The sequence below is a fragment of the Sedimenticola hydrogenitrophicus genome (assembly GCF_025175675.1).
In the GTDB taxonomy this organism is placed as follows: domain Bacteria; phylum Pseudomonadota; class Gammaproteobacteria; order Chromatiales; family Chromatiaceae; genus Sedimenticola; species Sedimenticola hydrogenitrophicus.
The window spans coordinates 65,921-82,806 of sequence record NZ_JANIOA010000012.1; the positions used below are offsets into that span (position 1 = coordinate 65,921).

Sequence of the window (16,886 nt, forward strand, 5' to 3'; positions counted from 1 at the left end):
GCTTTGCCCTTCAGCCCTAGCTGGCCGCATCAGCCACCAAAACGCGCCCTATCCTAAAGCAGCGGTCGGGGCGTCACAACCAATGGGTTGCATTCAGACGCCTACCTTGTGACCGCCCGACCGCGCCGGTACTCCCGGACAAACCAGCTGAATGCGCCCGCCTGCAGCATTAGGGCAAAACCAAACGCCATCTGGTAGGCGACGGCCGGATACTGGCCGGGACCCACTTGCGGCCAGAGATTGATAATGGCGCCGATGGCGTATTGCAAAACAAAAATCGACACAAACACCAGCAGATTCATCGCCGTATTGACCCGCCCGGCCAGGTGACGCGGATAGTGTTGTGAGAGTACCGCGTACTGGACGATGCCGGTGGTGCCGAAGAAGCCGAAACCGATCCAGACCGGGGAGAGCCAGGCCGCCGCCGGCCCGAGGATGATCAGCAGCTGAATACACTGAAAGGTCAGCATGCCGGCCGCCGACAACAGGATGGGGCGTACCCCGATACGCGCAAGTCGTTCCGCCAGTGTACCCATGGCCAGGAAACCGGCCACCATGGCGGCGGCCACCAGCAACAGGGTGTCGGCCATGGCGGTGCGTTCCAGTCCGCCGATGTCCTGCAGCCAGGGGCCGGCCCAGAGGCTCTGGATGGAGATGAACGAGGACTGTGACAGCATGGTCAGGGGGGCGATCATCCAGAAGAAGCGGTCGCGGAAGATGGTGCCGATGCCGCGCAGCTGCTCCCGCAGGGTCTCCTGCGGGCGCTCCTCGGTGTGATCCGGTACCAGTACAAAGATGATCACGGATGAGAGCAGCAGCAGGCCCGCTAGCAGCAGGAAGACCCCGCGCCAGTCGGTCAGCGACAGGGCGGCCTGGACCGGTGCCGTGGCGGTGATGGCGCCGACCCCGCCCGAGGCGAGAATGATCCCGTTCAGCAGCGGCAGCTTTTCCGGCTTGAACCAGAGGGTGAAGGTCTTGAAGGCGGCCATCAGACAGGCCGACACGCCCAGTCCGATCAGGCCGCGGCCGATGATCAGGTCCCAGGCGCTGTCCCCCAGCGCGAACAGCAGGGCCCCGGCGGCCGCCACCAGCAGCAGCAGGGATTCAATGCGGCGCGGGCTGTAACGGTCCAACAGGATTCCCAGGGGCAGCTGGGCGGCGGCAAAGGTGAAGAAGTAGGAGGCGGTCAGCAGTCCGAGCGTATCCGCGCCGAGCGAGAGTTCCGCCACCAGGTCTGGTGCCAGTACCGCATTCACCACCCGGGCGAGATAGGAGAGGTAGTAGCCCAGGGCAAAGGGGAACAGGATACTGAGGAACAGGTGGCGGCGGGTGAGGCTGGGATCCAAGCGGGTGGCCTTTTATTATTGGTGGCGGAAAGGGTTGACTATGCCATTGCCGATCGAACCAAGACAAGCCGGAGTTGCGTGGGGAAATCGGTTGCAAGCGGTAACTATTTACCCGAGGTGTCCATTAATGCCTCTCCAATGTACCACGGAGGCACAGAGGACACAGAGGTTCACTCAACAACGTAGCGTGGCGGATAATTGGCACTCAGACCCTCCCCGATCCTGGAATGCACCGCTTACGGACCTGAGGATGGAACCTGCGGGAGGATCTTGTTATTTCTCTGTGCTCTCTGTGCTCTCTGTGCTCTCTGTGTCTCTGTGGTGTGGATAGGGGGCGAGTAGTTGTTGCAAACGAAAGTAATGCGCAACGGTTGGGGAATGCGTTAACGTATAGCCCGGCAACGAAACCGAAGGGAAGGTCAGGCTGCATGCTGGATTTCAACGAGATGGTGATCTTTGTAAAGGTGGTGGAGGCGGGTAATTTTACCGCTGCCGCGACCAATCTTGGCCTGCCGAAATCGAGTGTCAGCCGCAAGATCAGCCAGTTGGAAGGCCGGCTGGGTGCGCGCCTGCTGCAGCGGACCACGCGCAGCGTTCGCACCACGGAGCTGGGCGCGCTCTATTATGACCGCTGTGCCCGGCTGGTGGCCGAGGCGGAGGAGGCGGAGCGTGCCATCAGCCAGTGTCAGGAGCAGCCGCGGGGGCTGCTGCGGGTCACCCTGCCGGTGGATATCGGTATCTCCATCATGCCGGCCATTACCCGGGAGTTCCTTCGCCAGCAGCCGGAGATCCGGCTGCAGGTGGATGTCTCCGACCGCCTTGTGGACCTGGTGGGGGAGGGCTTCGATATGGCGATCCGGGCCGGGGAGCTGGAGGATTCCACCCTGGTGGCGCATCGGCTCTATACCGACCGGATGCGGGTCTGTGGCGCACCGGAGTATTTCCAACAACACGGGATTCCCGGCTCACCCGAGGATCTGAAACAGCACGACTGCGTGGTGTTCTCCGCGCGCCGCGGCAGTGAACTCCTCAAGTTCAGAGGGCCGCGGGGAACGGTCGCGGTGGAGATTACCGGCCGACTGGGTATCAACAACCTGAATGCCATCCGCGGGGCCTGCCTGACCGGCCGCGTGATCGGCCTGTTACCGGAGCTGCACTGCCAGGATCTGATCGCCAGCGGTGAGCTGGTCTCGGTGCTCGATGAGTGGAGTGTCCGGGAGGGGGGGATCTACGCCGTCTATCCCTCTCCCCGTCACCTGACCCCCAAGGTCAGGGCCTTCATCACCTTCCTGGACCGGCATTTCAGCAGTCTTCCGCATTAACCCACCTTCATGCAAGCCCTCCCAAGGGGGTGCATTGTTCCATAGGTGGAACATAGTTTTTGAAAAATACCGTCTAATAACAAAACAGGGACAATGATAGGCTCCTCTCCAAGTTAAACATTACCTGAGAGAGTGTCACATGAACAGAAAACGGCTACTCCATATCGACTCCAGTGCCCGGTTGACCGGTTCCGACTCGCGCCGGCTCAGCGCCCGGTTTGTGCGCCAGTGGCTCGACAACCACCCGGAATACCAGGTCATCGAGCGGGACCTGGTCGGCAAACCGCTGCCCCATCTGGACGAGACCATGCTGGCCGCCATGATGAGCCCGCCGGAGCAGCATACCCCGGAGATGGCGCGGATTGCGGAACGCATCAATCTGCTGATCGATGAATTTCTCTCCGCCGATCTGGTGGTCCTGGGTGTGCCGATGTACAACCTGGGCATCCCTTCCACGCTGAAGGCCTACATCGACCATATCGTGATGGCCGGACGCACCTTCGCCTATACCGACCAAGGGGCGGTGGGGCTGGTGCAAGACAAACCGGTCTTCATCATCACCGCGCGGGGTGGCGTGCACAGCGGTACCGCCACCGATCAGCAGGCCCCCTATCTGCAGACCCTGTTCAATTTCCTCGGCATACGGCAGGTGAACTTTATCCATTCGGAAGGGCTCAATATGGGGGATGAAATTCGTCGCAAGGGGATAGAGGATGCCCAGGCCGAGATCGAGCGGCATGCCGCCTGAGCCCGTCATATTCAAGATGGTACCGCGCCAGGTCCGCAGAGAGGGGGCTCAAGGGATGCGGCTCGGCAACACCCGGCAAACCTACGGCGCCATCAGCATTGCGCTGCACTGGCTGGTGGCGCTGTTGGTCCTGGGCCTGTTCCCGCTGGGTCTCTATATGACCAGCCTGGATTATTACCACCCCTGGTATCAGGCGGCACCGCATCTCCATCGCGGTCTCGGGATCACCCTGCTGCTGTTGCTGTCGCTCCGGCTGTGCTGGCGGTTTATCAGCCCGCCGCCGCGGCCGCTGGATGGCGGTTCGCGGTTGCTGAGGCGTCTGGCTGGCCTGGTGCACGGCGGGCTCTACCTGCTGCTGTTAGCCATCGCCGTCAGCGGCTATCTCATCTCCACCGCCGACGGACGCGGTATCGAGGTGTTCGGCTGGTTCACGGTACCGGCGCTGCTGCCGGCGTTTAAGGACATGGAGGATGCGGCGGGTGACGTCCATTTTGTCCTTGCCGTCAGCCTGATCGGGTTGGTCGCCCTGCATGCACTGGCCGCCCTCAAGCACCACTTTATCGATCGCGATCCCACCCTGATGCGGATGCTCGGCAAGCCCAGGCGCGTGACAGGCCGCGCGACAGGTGCAATCACTGAATCAGAAACCTTTTTTACCAAGGAGACATCATGAAAAAACGCTTGATATTTTCACTGCTTACGGCGGCCGGGATGGTCCTTGCCGCCCCGGTATCGGCCGAGCGCTATGTCATCGATACGCAAAATGCCCATGCCTTCGTCCAGTTCAAGATCGCCCATCTGGGTTACAGCTGGGTGCTGGGCCGCTTTAACCAGTTCGAGGGGAGCTTCGACTATGACGAGAACAACCCATCGGCATCGACGGTTTCAGTCACGGTCAATCCCGCCAGCGTGGACAGTAACCATGCCGAGCGGGACAAGCACCTGCGCAGCCAGGATTTCCTGAAAGTGGACGAGTTTGCCCAGGCGACCTTCACCAGCACCAGCTATGCGGTCACGGGAGATAACACGGGGCTGCTCAAGGGTGACCTGACGCTGCGCGGCGTGACCCGTCCGATCAGCATCGATGTCACCCAGATCGGCGCCGGCAAGGACCCCTGGGGCGGTTTCCGTCGGGGATTCGAGGGCACCACCCGGCTGGCGCTCGCGGATTTCGGTATTCCCATGGACCTGGGTCCGGCCGCGCGTGAAGTGGAGCTGTTCCTCACCGTAGAAGGCATTCGCCAATAGTCTTTACCCGGGACCGGTTCATTGCACGGTAGCCTGGATTTAGCCGCTACCTTGCACAGGGAGAAAATCCACAGGCCGATAGCGGCGGAATCCGGGGAGCAGAGCCGACAGGGTTCTACCCCGGATTTCGCTCGCCCAAGTCAGTGTATTGTTCGAATGTAACTACTCACGGGGTGACTGGCCTGCCTTGCCGGCCTCACGTGATGGCTTGTTTCCTCGAATCCGGTCCCTTTTTCAGCGCCTGCCCAAGCCGCTCCCGGCCATTGCATCCTCGGCTCCGTAAACGGTACATCCCTGTACCACTCCTCCTGGCCTTCGCGGCATAAGTCCTTCCCTGGACAAAACTCGCTTCGCTCAAACAAGGGCAGGCTTGAATCTGAAAAAGGGACCGGATTCGAGGCGCCATCAAGATCGGCCAACAAGGCAGGCCAATCACTTACAGACCGGGTGAGTAGTTACGTTCGAACAATATGGGTGGGCTTCATCCAGGTTACCGTCCGACGCACTTGTGGCCTATTACCTTAAATTTCCCTGGGTTGATCGCCGAACATTTAAACATCATCTGTAGTCCTATAGAGAAACATGCGGGAAGGACAAACCATGCAGATGCGACAGCTTTTCGATAGGGACTCCAGCACCTACAGTTACCTGCTCTGGGACAAACAGAGCCTGGAGGCGGTGATGATCGATCCGGTGCTGGAACAGAGTGAGCGGGACATCCGGCTGATCGAGGAGCTGGAGCTGGTTCTGCGCTATTCGCTGGAGACCCACATACACGCCGACCACATCACCGGCGGCGGGCTGTTGCGGGAGCGCTTCAACTGCCATGTGGCGGTACATGGGAATGCACAAGTTCCCTGTGCCGACGTCTGGTTGAAGCAGGGCGATCATGTGCTGTTTGGCGACAATGCGCTGAAGGTGCTGTATACCCCGGGACATACCGATACCGATATCTGTTACCTCGCCGCCGATCGGGTGTTTACCGGCGATACGCTGTTGATTCGCGGCAGCGGCCGCACCGATTTCCAGTCCGGTGACGCCGGTAAGGCGTTCGATTCGATCACGCGCCAGCTGTTTGTCCTGCCTGACCGGATCAGGGTCTACCCGGCCCATGACTACAACGGCATGACCACCTCGACCATAGGTGAAGAGAGGCGGCACAATCCCCGGCTGGGGAACAACCAGACGCGGGAGGGTTATATCCGCATCATGAGCGATATGGATCTGGAGAAACCGCAAAAGATCGACCTGGCGGTGGCGGGGAATCAGCGTTGCGGTATCAGCGCGGCCGAGGGGCTGGTCAATCAGGCCGGGGTGATCAGGGAGTGAGGCGGCGTGAATCAATCCGGGTCAGACTTCAATGCAGCCACCCGCTGTAGGTGCTCCTGCCAGTACTGCGCCTGATTGACCCCCAGCTCATAGAGAAACCGCCAGTCGTACAGGCCGGAGTTGTGGCCGTCGTCGAAATAGAGCTTCAGGGAATAATTGCCAATCGGTTTGATCTCTTGCAGTACCACATCCCGCTTGTCCAGCACCAGAATCCGGTCTTTGCCGAAACGCCCCCTGACCTCCTTGGAGGGCGAGAAGACACGCAGGTACTCCCAGGGCAGATTGAAACGCTCACCAGTATCGAAAACCACTTCCAGGGTGCGTGACTGGTTGTGCAGGATGATGTCGGTCGGTTTGGGGTTTGTATGCATAACGGATAAGATGCGGATCAGTTCATTGAATGCAATAGTAGACCCGACTGGGTGAAAACAGAAACAGGAGTGGGACTATGGAGGAGCGGATTCCAAGCCGGGATGAGGCGTACCGGCTGCTGACCACCTATACCCAAACGGAAAGCCTGGTCAAACATGGCCTGGCGGTGGAGGCGGTAATGCGCTATTTCGCCCGGCAACGCGGGGGCGACGAGGAGCAGTGGGGGATCGTCGGACTGGTGCATGATCTGGATTATGACCAGTTTCCCGAGCAACACTGCATACGCTGCGCGCCATGGAGAGCGAAGCGAAGGCGCGTAATCCCCGGCAGGCGTAGGTGCGGGCGTATGGCCGTAGTGGCGTAGGGCCGAAGGTCCGGAGCCAGCGGAGGCCATATGCAAGCACATTCGAAACGCCGTCGAGCCATTTGAGGAAGGGAGGCGTAGCCTGCAGCGAGCTTGCAATGCTGTGGCGAAGCGTCCCTGACGCAGGGCGGCCGGGGCTTAATAAGCTGTCGTGGCAAGCGAGGGCGAAAGGGCCGACTGGGATGTCCCGTTTTGCTTCCTGAGCGTCACGACACACTGGAAAACCGAACAGATACTGCGCCAACAGCAGTGGCCGGACGCCTATATCCGTGCGGTCATCAGCCACGGCTGGGGTATCTGCACCGAGGTCGAGCCGCTCAGCGACATGGAGAAGGTGCTCTATGCCACCGATGAGCTGACCGGGTTGGTCACCACCACCGCCCTGGTGCGTCCCTCGAAAAGTGTCCTCGACCTGGAGGCGAAGTCGGTGATCAAGAAGTGGAAGGACAAAAGTTTCGCCGCCAAGGTGGATCGCGGCATTATCGATCGCGGGGCGGCGATGCTCGGCATGGAGCGGCGCGAGCTGATCACCCAGACCATCCTCGGCATGCGCGAGGTGGCGGAGCGGATCGGTCTCAAAGGCGCGCTCTGAACCGATAATCCAGCAGACTACGCCCGGGTCGGAAACTGTTAATAATGCCGCGAATGAACGCTAATGGCGTGGTTTGTCATGAACAAACAAGGAATATTGGGCAGGCGGGGTTGCGCGCAATAACAAAGGCCATCCGCGCTTCCCTTCGCGGATGGCCTTTCCACGGCTCTAGGGGTTATTCAGCGGGTTTTTTCTCGCCACCCGCTTCGCCACCTTCCTTGAGCATGGATTCAAAGGCACTGAACTCGGCCTTGTCGATGGTGCCGCTGCCATCCTTGTCCACGGCCGTCCAGTTCTCATTCAATGCGGTGTCGCGGGCCGCCTCTTCGGCAGTCAGCTGACCATCCTGGTTCTGATCCAGAGACTCAAACTGAACGGCGTCCATCTCCGCGGCAATGGTAGCTGCGGAAAACAGGGTCGCCAATGAGAAACCGAGTATTTTCGCTAAAGTGGTAGTCTTCATTTTCTCCTCCATGGGTTGATTGTGGTACATCCACGTCCTCGTTACAGCACCATCCATGCCAACTCAACAGATGACTATAAAATCAATAAGATAGCCGTAGGGTGGCGCGGTTGTCGTGTCGTGTCTGGTCTCATCTGTCGTTGCTTGGCAACGCCTTTATGAGTGGTTTCGCAACTGCTTGAACTACAAGAAGATTTGTGTTGCGAAACGACGACAGGGCGCATTTCCGGGAGCCGGGGATGGTCCGCTAGGCATTTCGCCCGGTGCCGAACTGACATCGGATTATCGATCAGGGATCACTCTTGCGCCGGTGGAGATTCGCGTCTGACGGGAGTTTGTACTTCATAGCCCTCGTCTTTCAACAGATAACCGGCGGTTCCGCCCACGGCGGCTCCCACCAGGAAACCACAGCCCTGGACCAGCGTGCTGAGCGCCAGAACGACTATTGCGATAAATGATGTTTTTTTCCGCATATTGATTCTCCTACTCTGTCTCGGCTGTGGGGGATCAACAAAATAAAGCGGGAGCCAGGCTCCCGCTGTTGGTGAAATCCCCCAAGTGAGTGGTGCGCTAAAATCTTTTTCCCCCGGGGCCGGTTTCAAATCCCTTTGAAAACCGGGCGTCAATTCAAACTGTTTGCCCGATCCGACACCGGTCCCGTGAGAAAACTGGTTTTTGCACCACCCTGCCTGCGGTGAGATCCGCCACCACCCGCCGCCACATTACCTACCGTGCCGGCGAGAAGCGGAGTGCCAGGCGTCAGTTACTCTTCTGCTCCGCCGGCTGTTGCTGTTGCTGCTGTTGCTCCGGCTGTTGCTCCTGCTGCTGCTCCGGCTGTTGCTCAGGCTGTTGCTGCTCAAATGCAGAGAATTCACTGATGGGCCGGTCATCCGGCTGCACAACTAGATATTGATCTTCCGTGTATTCTTCACGGGAGGTCAACTCTTCCTGGGTAGTGCTGAGATGCAGTTTCTGCTCCTCCAGGCGCAGTTCACTGAGCGGTACCACATGCTCGCTGCCGCCAATGAGCCCCAGGAAACCACCGGTGGAGATGACGGCATAGATCTCGCCGCCCCCCCGGTTACTCACCACATCACTGATCCTGCCGATGGCCTCGCCGTCGCTACCGATCACCTCCTGTCTGCGCAGGTCATCGGGTGTCAGGGCGAGCATGGAACTGGGTTCGGCAGCCCCCGGCTGCTCCGCGGTTCCGGTCTGTTTATCCATCGGCTGTGGGGTGCTCGGGGAAGACTGCGGAGACTCCTGCATCGGTTGATCCGGTGTCACGCCCGGCGCCTCGGGTGCTTGTGCTGCATGTTCCGCACCCAGCACGGGCCCGGCGATCAGGGCGGCGATAGCGCCTGCCAATAGTGTTTTACGATATCCCTTATTCATGACTTCCTCCTGCCTTTCGGCATCGTTTGCATTAACCTCTCCGTATCGGATTCGATGCGGTGGGTTCCGTTCACTACCTAATTCTGCAATTTACTTGCCAGAATTGATTGGAGGCTGAAGCTGGGGTGCACAAGCCTTAGCGGACGGGGGTTCTGGAGGGCTAGGCGGCCACAGCGGGAGGCTGCCGGGATATGCGTAGCGGAGAGACGGCGAATTTGCCCGGCATAGCCCCGCTTTCCGTCGCCGGAAGGCGACGGAATTTAACGGGGCATGCGGGAGGGCGGATGGATTAGCTGTTGCGGCGGCTCACTTTTCCGGTGCACCGGCCAGCAGCGCGGGGTTGACGCAGTTGCTGAGCATCAGGCTCGGGGGTTCGAAGGAGAAGATGAATGGCCCAGCCTGTTTCAGGGCGCTCAGACCCAGAATCTGGCGTGTCTTGCCGGGGAACACCGCCGCCTCGACATTGCTGAGATGGCAACCACCGCCGATATTGAGACTGGCCAGGCGATACACCGGGACCACCATTTCCGTGCCGTTGGCCAGAATTCCGATCAGGTCACGCAGATATTCCGCCTGCTTGGTGCGCTTCAGTTCCGCCAGGGTCACCTCATTGATGGTGGTGTAGCCAGAACCGGTATCCACCATGAACTCCATGGCTTCCAGATCGCCGGCTACTGCCTTGACATAATAGGTGGTGGCGTTGCCGGTGCGCATCGGAACGCTGGTGCCGAATTCGGCGGCTACGGCAGTAGCACCGAGGATCAGCGCGCACACTCCGGTGAAGGTTGTCATCAGAATTTTCATGGTTCAGTAACTCGTGTCGGGTTCAGTAGGACCTGTACACTTCAACAGGCAAGCCTGCGTAAATTGATTCCCAAAATATAAACCTTGGATATATATGGGAATAATCTATCACCCATTGTATCGGCGGTCGGTCGGTAATCTTTAACGACGGAGATCCTTCTGCTTGGGTTTCTTATATCATGAGGCTGACCGGAAAGCACCCGGCGAGCAACTCCGGATAGCCCGGAAATAGCACCGGATCACACCCGAAACCTGGAAGCTGTTTTCCGGCTGAACGAACGGATTCCGTTTCTTCAGAATAGGGTTACCGCGTAAGCGCCACAAGCCACCATCATCCGCTGCTGCCCATACTGCGGAAAATGAATTAAACATCTATAAAAACAAATGGTTGCGCGCTATTATGGCGTGCCATCAGCTGGCCGTAAACCATAAAATAACAAGGGAAATATCATCAGGAAAATGGCTTGGAGTCACCCTTCACGATCCATTTTGCCGAATCAGGCAAGTAAGCACGAGTCGATTAGTCGTTTCTGTTTGCGTTCGTTTGTCACTGATCCCGACAAACTGGAGGGGTAACGTTCCTGTCACTGTTTCGCTTCAGTCGTCCGCTTCCGGCCTGATGATCTCCTGCAGGGTCCGCAGGGCCTGTTCATAGTCGAATCGGTCGAGCTGCCGGGTAAATTCCCCATAGCGACTGCCCAGCCTGAGGCGCAGCAGGTCGGCTGAGTCGCGGGCCAGCTGATTGGCACGGGTGTTATCCTCACTGAGCAGGCGCTCCAGCTCCTTGAAGAGCTGCACCGACTGTTCGTTGGTGATGCCGGTGGGGAGCGGTGCGGAAACCGCTTCCCCGGATAGACCATCTATCACCCCGACCAGTTGTCCCAATGCCTGCTCACACTGCCGGATCATTTGATCGCACGCTGCGGGCGCCGCCTCTTCCCGCAGCGCCCGGTCCAGCGCGCCGGCCAATTCGGCAATCCCCTCGGCACCCAGGGTGGCGGCGACCCCCTTCAGTTCATGGGTCAGCTGTTGGGCCGCCCGGGTGTTTTCCTGTTCCAGCAGGCGCTTTATCTCCGTTACATCCCCCCGGTGGGCATCGGCAAACATGTGCAACAGCTGCTGATATCTGGCCGGATTCTGCTTGACGGCGGCGATGCCCCGGGCGGGATTCAGCCCCGGGATTTCTGTCAGTTGGGCGGGGATGGCGCTCAAGGGGAGCTGCCCGGACTTTTCCCCGGTCGTGGTGCCGGATGGAACGGTGGACTCCGTCCCCCGCTCAGGCGGTTCGAGCCAGCGCAGCAGGGTGGTATAGAGGTCCTCCGGGTTCACCGGCTTGGCGACAAAGTCGTTCATCCCGGCATCAAGACAGGCGCGCCGGTCCTCATCGAAGGCGTTGGCGGTCATGGCCAGGATCGGCAGGTCGGCGTTGTCGGGTCGTGCGCGGAGCGCCCGGGTCGCGGTCAGACCGTCCATCTCCGGCATCTGCACATCCATCAACACCAGGTCATAGTGGTTGGCCGCGGCCTTCTCCAGGGCAATGCGGCCGTTTTCCGCCGTGTCCACCGACAGGCCGACCCCATGCAGCAGTTCCAGGGCCACCTCCCGATTGATCGGGTTGTCTTCGGCCAGCAGGAGGCGGCGGCGGGCGTGTTTCCGGCGCAACTGGGATTCAGCGTCGCGTGGCGTGGCGATCGATTCGCTGGTCATGATACCGTGCCCGCGCTGCAGCCAGACGGCAAACCAGAAGCGGCTGCCCTGGCCGGGCTGGCTCTCGACCCCGCTGTCACCCCCCATCATGAGTGCCAGTCGACGGGTAATGGCCAGCCCGAGACCGGTGCCGCCAAAGCGGCGGGTGGTGGAGATGTCTGCCTGCTCGAAGGACTGGAACAGCTTCGACAGCTGCTCCGGGGCGATACCGATTCCGCTGTCCCGCACCTCGAAGCGGATGTACAGCCGGTTGTCCCGCTGATCCAGCAGTTGGGCACGCAGGGTGATGCTGCCCCGCTCGGTAAACTTGACCGCGTTGCTGGCGTAGTTGAGGAACGCCTGGCGCAGCCGGGTGACATCGCCACGCAACCAGGCGGGGACATTATCGGTGTCGATGGTCACCGACAGGCCCTTGGCGTTGGCCGCTTCGCCAATCAGCGAACGGACATGGTCCAGTATCGAGGCGAGGGCGAAGTCGGTCTGTTCCAGTTCCAGCCGTCCGGCCTCGATTTTCGACAGGTCGAGCACGTCGTTGATGATCGACAGCAGATGCTGCGCGGCGCTGTCGATCTTGTCCAGGCGCTCGATCTGGCGCGGCGTGGCGCCGTCGCGGCGCAGCAGGTGGGTCAGTCCGAGGATGGCATTCATCGGGGTGCGGATTTCATGGCTCATGTTGGCCAGGAAGGTGCTTTTGGCCTGGTTGGCGGTGTCGGCCAGGGCGCGCGCCACCTCCAGCTCCGCCGTGCGGCTGGCCACCAGCTCCTCCAGGTGATGGCGGTGCCGGTCCAGCTCCTCGCCCAGGCGTTTCTTCTCGGTGATGTCCTCCTTGACCGCGACATAGTGGGAGATGCGGCCGTCGGGCTGGCGCAGTGGGGTGATAATGGCGAACTCCACGAACTCGCTGCCGTCGCGGCGGCGATTGTGGAACTCGCCCTTCCAGGTGTGTCCTTCGGTCAAGGTCGCCCACATCTCTCGATAGGTCTCCGGCGGCGTCTTGCCGGTCTTCAGGATGCGCGGATTGTGCCCCAGTACCTCTTCCCGGCGGTAGCCGGTGTTCTGCACGAAGGTCTCGTTTACATATTCGATCTCGCCCTGCAGATTGGTGAACACGATGCTCTCCGGACTCTGCTCGACGGCCAGGGAGAGTTCGCGCAACTGCTCCTCGTCCTGCCGCCGCTGGGTTACGTCGGTGAAGGCACCCACCAGGCGTAACGCCTTGCCCTGGGAGTTGCGTGACACGATCTGCCCCTGGTCGAGCACCCAGAGGTAGCGGCCGTCGGCGTGGCGTAGACGATACTCGGCCACATAGTGCGCGTCGCTCCTGAAGGCGTCCTTGAGCCGGCTGTTGACCAACTGCCGGTCATCGGGATGGATCAGCGCATAATAGAATTCGACCCCATGCTCGGGCAGATCGTCGGTGATGCCCAGCAGTTCACACCAGCGCGGGTTGTGCTTGATCCGGCCGCTGGGCAGGTCCCAGTCCCAAACCGCCTCCTGGGTGGCGGCGAGGGCATAGTTCAACCGTGTCATGCTCTCCTGCAGCTCGGCGTGGGCCGCTTCAGCGCGCGCCCGGGCGGCCAGCGCATCCTCCATCAGATTCAGTGCCGCCAGGCGTGCCTGGTGCTGCTCCTGCAGCATCGAAGCCTGGGCCTCACGCAGTCCCTGTTCGGCGGTGCGGCGGGCCCGGCGCTCTTGCGCATCCGCCAGTACGCGCTGGATGGCCGGCCAGAGTCGCACCAGGCTCTCCTTGAGGACAAAATCGTTCAGCCCCAGGCGCAGCAATTCCACTGCCGTCTCCTCGCCGACGCTACCGGAGACCAGGACCACCGGCAGGTCGGGTTCGGCCGTGCGGACCTGTCGCAGGGTCTCGCGGAAGTCCATGCCCGGGACCGAGTAATCGGAGAGCAGCAGGTCCCAGCGGGTCTGCAGGGCCTCCTCCAGCTCCGCCTTATTCACGACACGCCGACACTTGATGGTGATGCCTTGTTGACGCAGATGGCGTTCCAGCAGCAGGAAATCCGCTTCGCTATCCTCGATCACCAGCAATTTGAGGGGGACGTTCATCGCCAATCAATACTCCGGTGGCGCGATGTTGGTCGCCAGCCAGTAAATGCCCAGATGGGCCACAGTCTCGGCAAATTCGGCAAACGCCACCGGCTTGCGCACAAAACTGTTGCAACCGCTTTCGTAGCTCCGCAGCCGATCCTGCTCGTCATCGGAGGAGGTGAGTATCACCACCGGCAACAGGGCGGTCCTGGGGTCGCCGCGCAGCCGCTCCAGCACCTCCAGACCGGAGAGGCGCGGCAGGCCGATATCGAGCATCACCACGGTGGGCAGGGCCGGTCCCGCCCGGTCGGCGAACTCGCCTTCCTGGAACAGGTAGTCGAGCGCCTGCTGGCCGTCCCGCACCACCTCCACCCGGTTGGCCAGTTTGGCGTTGCGCAGGGCGCGCAGGGTAAGCAGTTCATCCTGGGGATTGTCCTCCACCAGGAGGATCATCTTTTCATTCATTAAACCTCTCCTTGTCACTCGTTGTGGTAGCCACGATGGTGCTGTCCACGATGGTGTCCGGCAGGGAGAAGCGAAATAGCGCCCCCTTGCCTGTTTCGCCCCGTCCCTCTATCTGTCCACCATGCCTGTTGATGATGCGCTGCACGGTGGCCAGCCCAATGCCGATGCCCGGGAACTCCTCCTGGCGGTGCAGCCGCTGGAAGGGTGAAAACAGCCGCGTGGCGTGGCCCATGTCAAACCCGGCTCCGTTGTCGGCGATGCAGAAGCGGCGGTCGTCGGCCTGTCCCTCGCTATAGACCCGGATGTGCGGGTTGGTCGTCCGGGCGGTGTACTTCCAGGCATTGCCGAGCAGATTGTGCATGACGATCTCGATCATGGACAGATCGCCGTCGACCCGAAGCCCGGCCTCGATGGAGACACTCACCTGGCGTTGCGGGTCGGACTGTGCCAACTCCTCGAGCAGACGTTGCGCAAGGTCGCTGAGGTCCACCCGTTCGCACTTCAGCGGACCCCGGTTGATGCGCGAGAGCGCCAACAGGGCATCGATCAGTTTTCCCATGCGCTGGCTGGCGAGCTCGATCTGGCGCAGATATCCCCGCGCCTCCTCCTGCAGCTGGTCGCCGAAATCCTCCGCCAGGGCCTGGCTGAAACCGCTCATCGCCCGTAGCGGGGCCCGCAGGTCATGGGAGACGGCATAGGCAAAGGCATCCAGCTCCCGGTTGGCGGCGCTGAGCTCGGCGGTGCGCTCGGCCACGCGCCGCTCCAGGTCGGCGTTGAGGCGGCGAATCTCCTGCTCGGCCAGTTTGCGCTCGGTGATGTCCTGCACCGTGCCGCGCAGGCTGATCACCTTGCCCTGGGCGTCCCGGGTGGCCTCGCCGCGGGCCACGATCCAGCGATGGTTGCCGTCGGGACGGATCACCTCGGCGTCGCACAAATAGGGAGTCCCCTCCTTAAGGCCCTGCTCAACCGCAACGGTCAGTCTCTCCCAGCTCTCCTCGGTGAAGTATTCGCGGACCTCCGGGTAGACCGCCGCCGGCAGTGCGGGATCGCGCCCATAAATGCGGTAGATTTCGTCCGACCAGCTGTGTATGTCGTTCACCAGATCCCAGCTCCAGTTGCCGACCCCGGCCAGCTGCTGTGCCTGGCGCAACTCCGCCTCGCTACGTCGCAGCGTCTCCTCGGCCTGCCGTTGCCTGGTGATGTTACGCAGGTTGATCACCGCCCCCAGCACCTCCTCCTGTCGCCGGTAGGGGAGGAATTCGGCGCTCAGCATCCGCGTTAGGCCGTCTGGAAAGCGCGGCTCCAGGACGAAATACTGCGCCTCGCCGGCCAGTGCCCGATCCATATGGGGGGCGATCTCCCGATAGGCCAGCGGGCCGACAACCTCTTCGACATGGCGCAGCCGCAAGCCTGCCGGGGTGGTGTTGAAGGGCTCGGCATAGGCGGGGTTGGCCAGCAGATAGCGTTGCTCCTGGTCCACGAAGGCGAGCATGTCACCCGAGGTGGAGACAATCTGCTCGTAGCGCTGCAATTCGGCGACATGGTTTTTCAGCGCCGCGTTGCTGGAGATCAGCTTTTCGGTCATGGCATTGAAGGAGCGGGCCAGGGCGCCAATCTCGTCCCCCCCGGCGCTATCCGCACGGCACGTGAGTTCCCCCTCGGTCACGGCCTGGGCGGTGCGGGTCAGGGCAATGATCGGGCGGCTGATGGAGCGGGCGATGTACCACGAGGCCAGCACCACCAGAGCGGTAATGGCGATGATCAGATAGATCAGCAGTTCCACCAGGCGGTCCACGGGGGCGAGGACTTCCGCCTGGTCAATCTTGGTCAGCAATCCCCAGCCGTACTGCGGTATCTGCCGGACGGCGGCGAGCACGCTGCGGCCGCGGTAGTCGGTACCGCTAAACATTTGTGGCGCGGTCAGCCGCAGGCTCTGGACCGCCGGTGAGGCCAGTTCACCCATGGGGAGTGAGCGCTTGAGGGCGGTATCCGGGGCGAACCGGGCCGGGGTGAGGAACAGCGCATCGCCGCTGCCGCTTCTGCCGATCAGCAGGGTCTCCCCAGTGGCGCCGAGACCGGTGTAGTCCTGTATCAGATCGAGCAGTTTCTGCCCCGTCGCCTCGATGACCAGTAGGCCCAGTACCCGGTCATTCAGCGACAGGGTGGCGGAGAGACGGATGCCGAGCTCGCCTCCCGGATAGGTGAAGAACCGGTCGACGCGAATCCGTTCCGTCCCGCCCTCCGGCGCTGTGTCCGGGGGTGCCTGCCGGCCCGGCTCGCGGCGGTCGGTGGAGGCGACAATACGGCCATCGGCGGTATGTATGGAGATCTTTGTGAAATCGTCGATCTGTGCCCTGGCATCGCGCAGGATACGGTTCATCAGCGCCTGGTCGGCCGGGTTGGGCGTCTCCAGGAAACGTTCCAGGCTGAGGCGCAACTGGGTGCGGCTGGCCACCAGCAGCAGGCGTTCCCGGCTCTGCGCCAGCAGCGCTTCAAGTCGCTGCTGTTGAATCGCGGCAATCGCCTGCAACTGCGCGTGGGTCTGCTGGATGAGGGCATTGCGGCCGGCCACATAACTCAGGCCACCCAGTGACAGGGTGGCCGCCAGGGCCACGGCGAGAAACGCGAGGCTGAGTCGGGTGGCTATCTGCATCAGGATCCTGTGTCGTTTATCATCCGTCGGGG

At 61.3% G+C, this 16,886-nt stretch carries 16 protein-coding genes; 7 read left to right on the plus strand and 9 right to left on the minus strand.

Going from position 1 to position 16,886, the window contains the following annotated elements:
* Positions 1–101: 101 nt before the first annotated feature.
* Positions 102–1,346 carry an MFS transporter gene (locus NPX02_RS08650; protein WP_260293116.1) on the minus strand — a complete coding sequence of 415 codons (1,245 nt, stop codon included), beginning with the start codon at positions 1,344–1,346 and terminating at the stop codon, positions 102–104.
* 428 nt (positions 1,347–1,774) lie between these two features.
* Between NPX02_RS08650 and NPX02_RS08655 the strand changes: the two genes are divergently transcribed.
* The 5 genes from NPX02_RS08655 (at position 1,775) to NPX02_RS08675 (ending at position 5,993) form a co-directional block, all read left to right on the plus strand.
* A complete protein-coding gene (locus NPX02_RS08655; RefSeq protein ID WP_260293117.1) occupies positions 1,775–2,668 on the plus strand; it encodes a LysR family transcriptional regulator in 894 nt (297 codons plus the stop codon).
* Between the two features lie 139 nt (positions 2,669–2,807).
* A complete protein-coding gene (locus NPX02_RS08660; RefSeq protein WP_260293118.1) occupies positions 2,808–3,416 on the plus strand; it encodes an FMN-dependent NADH-azoreductase in 609 nt (202 codons plus the stop codon).
* Positions 3,406–4,089: a cytochrome b gene (locus NPX02_RS08665; RefSeq protein WP_470423641.1), complete on the plus strand. Its 684-nt coding sequence runs from the start codon at positions 3,406–3,408 to the stop codon at positions 4,087–4,089. The genes NPX02_RS08660 and NPX02_RS08665 overlap by 11 nt, the downstream gene beginning before the upstream one ends.
* On the plus strand, positions 4,086–4,664 hold the full coding sequence (locus NPX02_RS08670; RefSeq protein ID WP_260293119.1) for a YceI family protein: 579 nt from the start codon (positions 4,086–4,088) through the stop codon (positions 4,662–4,664). The genes NPX02_RS08665 and NPX02_RS08670 overlap by 4 nt, the downstream gene beginning before the upstream one ends.
* A gap of 600 nt (positions 4,665–5,264) precedes the next feature.
* A complete protein-coding gene (locus tag NPX02_RS08675; protein ID WP_260293120.1) occupies positions 5,265–5,993 on the plus strand; it encodes an MBL fold metallo-hydrolase in 729 nt (242 codons plus the stop codon).
* 11 nt (positions 5,994–6,004) lie between these two features.
* On the opposite strand, the gene NPX02_RS08680 is transcribed toward NPX02_RS08675, so the two are convergent.
* Positions 6,005–6,364, minus strand: a complete 360-nt coding sequence (locus NPX02_RS08680) for a gamma-butyrobetaine hydroxylase family protein (protein ID WP_260293121.1) — start codon at positions 6,362–6,364, stop codon at positions 6,005–6,007.
* A gap of 77 nt (positions 6,365–6,441) precedes the next feature.
* Between NPX02_RS08680 and NPX02_RS08685 the strand changes: the two genes are divergently transcribed.
* Entirely contained in the window at positions 6,442–6,729 is a 288-nt protein-coding gene (locus tag NPX02_RS08685; RefSeq protein ID WP_335342540.1) for a hypothetical protein, read from the plus strand.
* Between the two features lie 151 nt (positions 6,730–6,880).
* On the plus strand, positions 6,881–7,321 hold the full coding sequence (locus tag NPX02_RS08690; protein WP_335342541.1) for a hypothetical protein: 441 nt from the start codon (positions 6,881–6,883) through the stop codon (positions 7,319–7,321).
* A gap of 175 nt (positions 7,322–7,496) precedes the next feature.
* Here the strand turns inward: NPX02_RS08690 and NPX02_RS08695 are convergent, their stop codons facing one another.
* The 7 genes from NPX02_RS08695 to NPX02_RS08725 all read right to left on the minus strand — a co-directional run bounded on the left by NPX02_RS08695 (position 7,497) and on the right by NPX02_RS08725 (position 16,854).
* Complete coding sequence (locus NPX02_RS08695) at positions 7,497–7,784, minus strand: EH domain-containing protein (protein ID WP_260293123.1); 288 nt, start codon at positions 7,782–7,784, stop codon at positions 7,497–7,499.
* Positions 7,785–8,080: 296 nt separating this feature from the next.
* Positions 8,081–8,257 (minus strand): hypothetical protein, encoded by a 177-nt coding sequence (locus tag NPX02_RS08700; protein ID WP_260293124.1) that lies wholly within the window; start codon positions 8,255–8,257, stop codon positions 8,081–8,083.
* 286 nt (positions 8,258–8,543) lie between these two features.
* Positions 8,544–9,179 (minus strand): PRC-barrel domain-containing protein, encoded by a 636-nt coding sequence (locus NPX02_RS08705; RefSeq protein WP_260293125.1) that lies wholly within the window; start codon positions 9,177–9,179, stop codon positions 8,544–8,546.
* A 306-nt stretch (positions 9,180–9,485) separates the two neighbouring features.
* On the minus strand, positions 9,486–9,833 hold the full coding sequence (locus tag NPX02_RS08710; protein ID WP_418067326.1) for a retroviral-like aspartic protease family protein: 348 nt from the start codon (positions 9,831–9,833) through the stop codon (positions 9,486–9,488).
* Between the two features lie 747 nt (positions 9,834–10,580).
* The gene (locus NPX02_RS08715; protein WP_260293127.1) at positions 10,581–13,754 is read right to left on the minus strand and encodes a response regulator; all 3,174 of its coding nucleotides are present in this window, start codon (positions 13,752–13,754) and stop codon (positions 10,581–10,583) included.
* Between the two features lie 6 nt (positions 13,755–13,760).
* Complete coding sequence (locus NPX02_RS08720) at positions 13,761–14,201, minus strand: response regulator (RefSeq protein ID WP_260293128.1); 441 nt, start codon at positions 14,199–14,201, stop codon at positions 13,761–13,763.
* On the minus strand, positions 14,194–16,854 hold the full coding sequence (locus tag NPX02_RS08725; RefSeq protein WP_260293129.1) for a PAS domain S-box protein: 2,661 nt from the start codon (positions 16,852–16,854) through the stop codon (positions 14,194–14,196). The genes NPX02_RS08720 and NPX02_RS08725 overlap by 8 nt, the downstream gene beginning before the upstream one ends.
* Positions 16,855–16,886 lie beyond the last annotated feature (32 nt).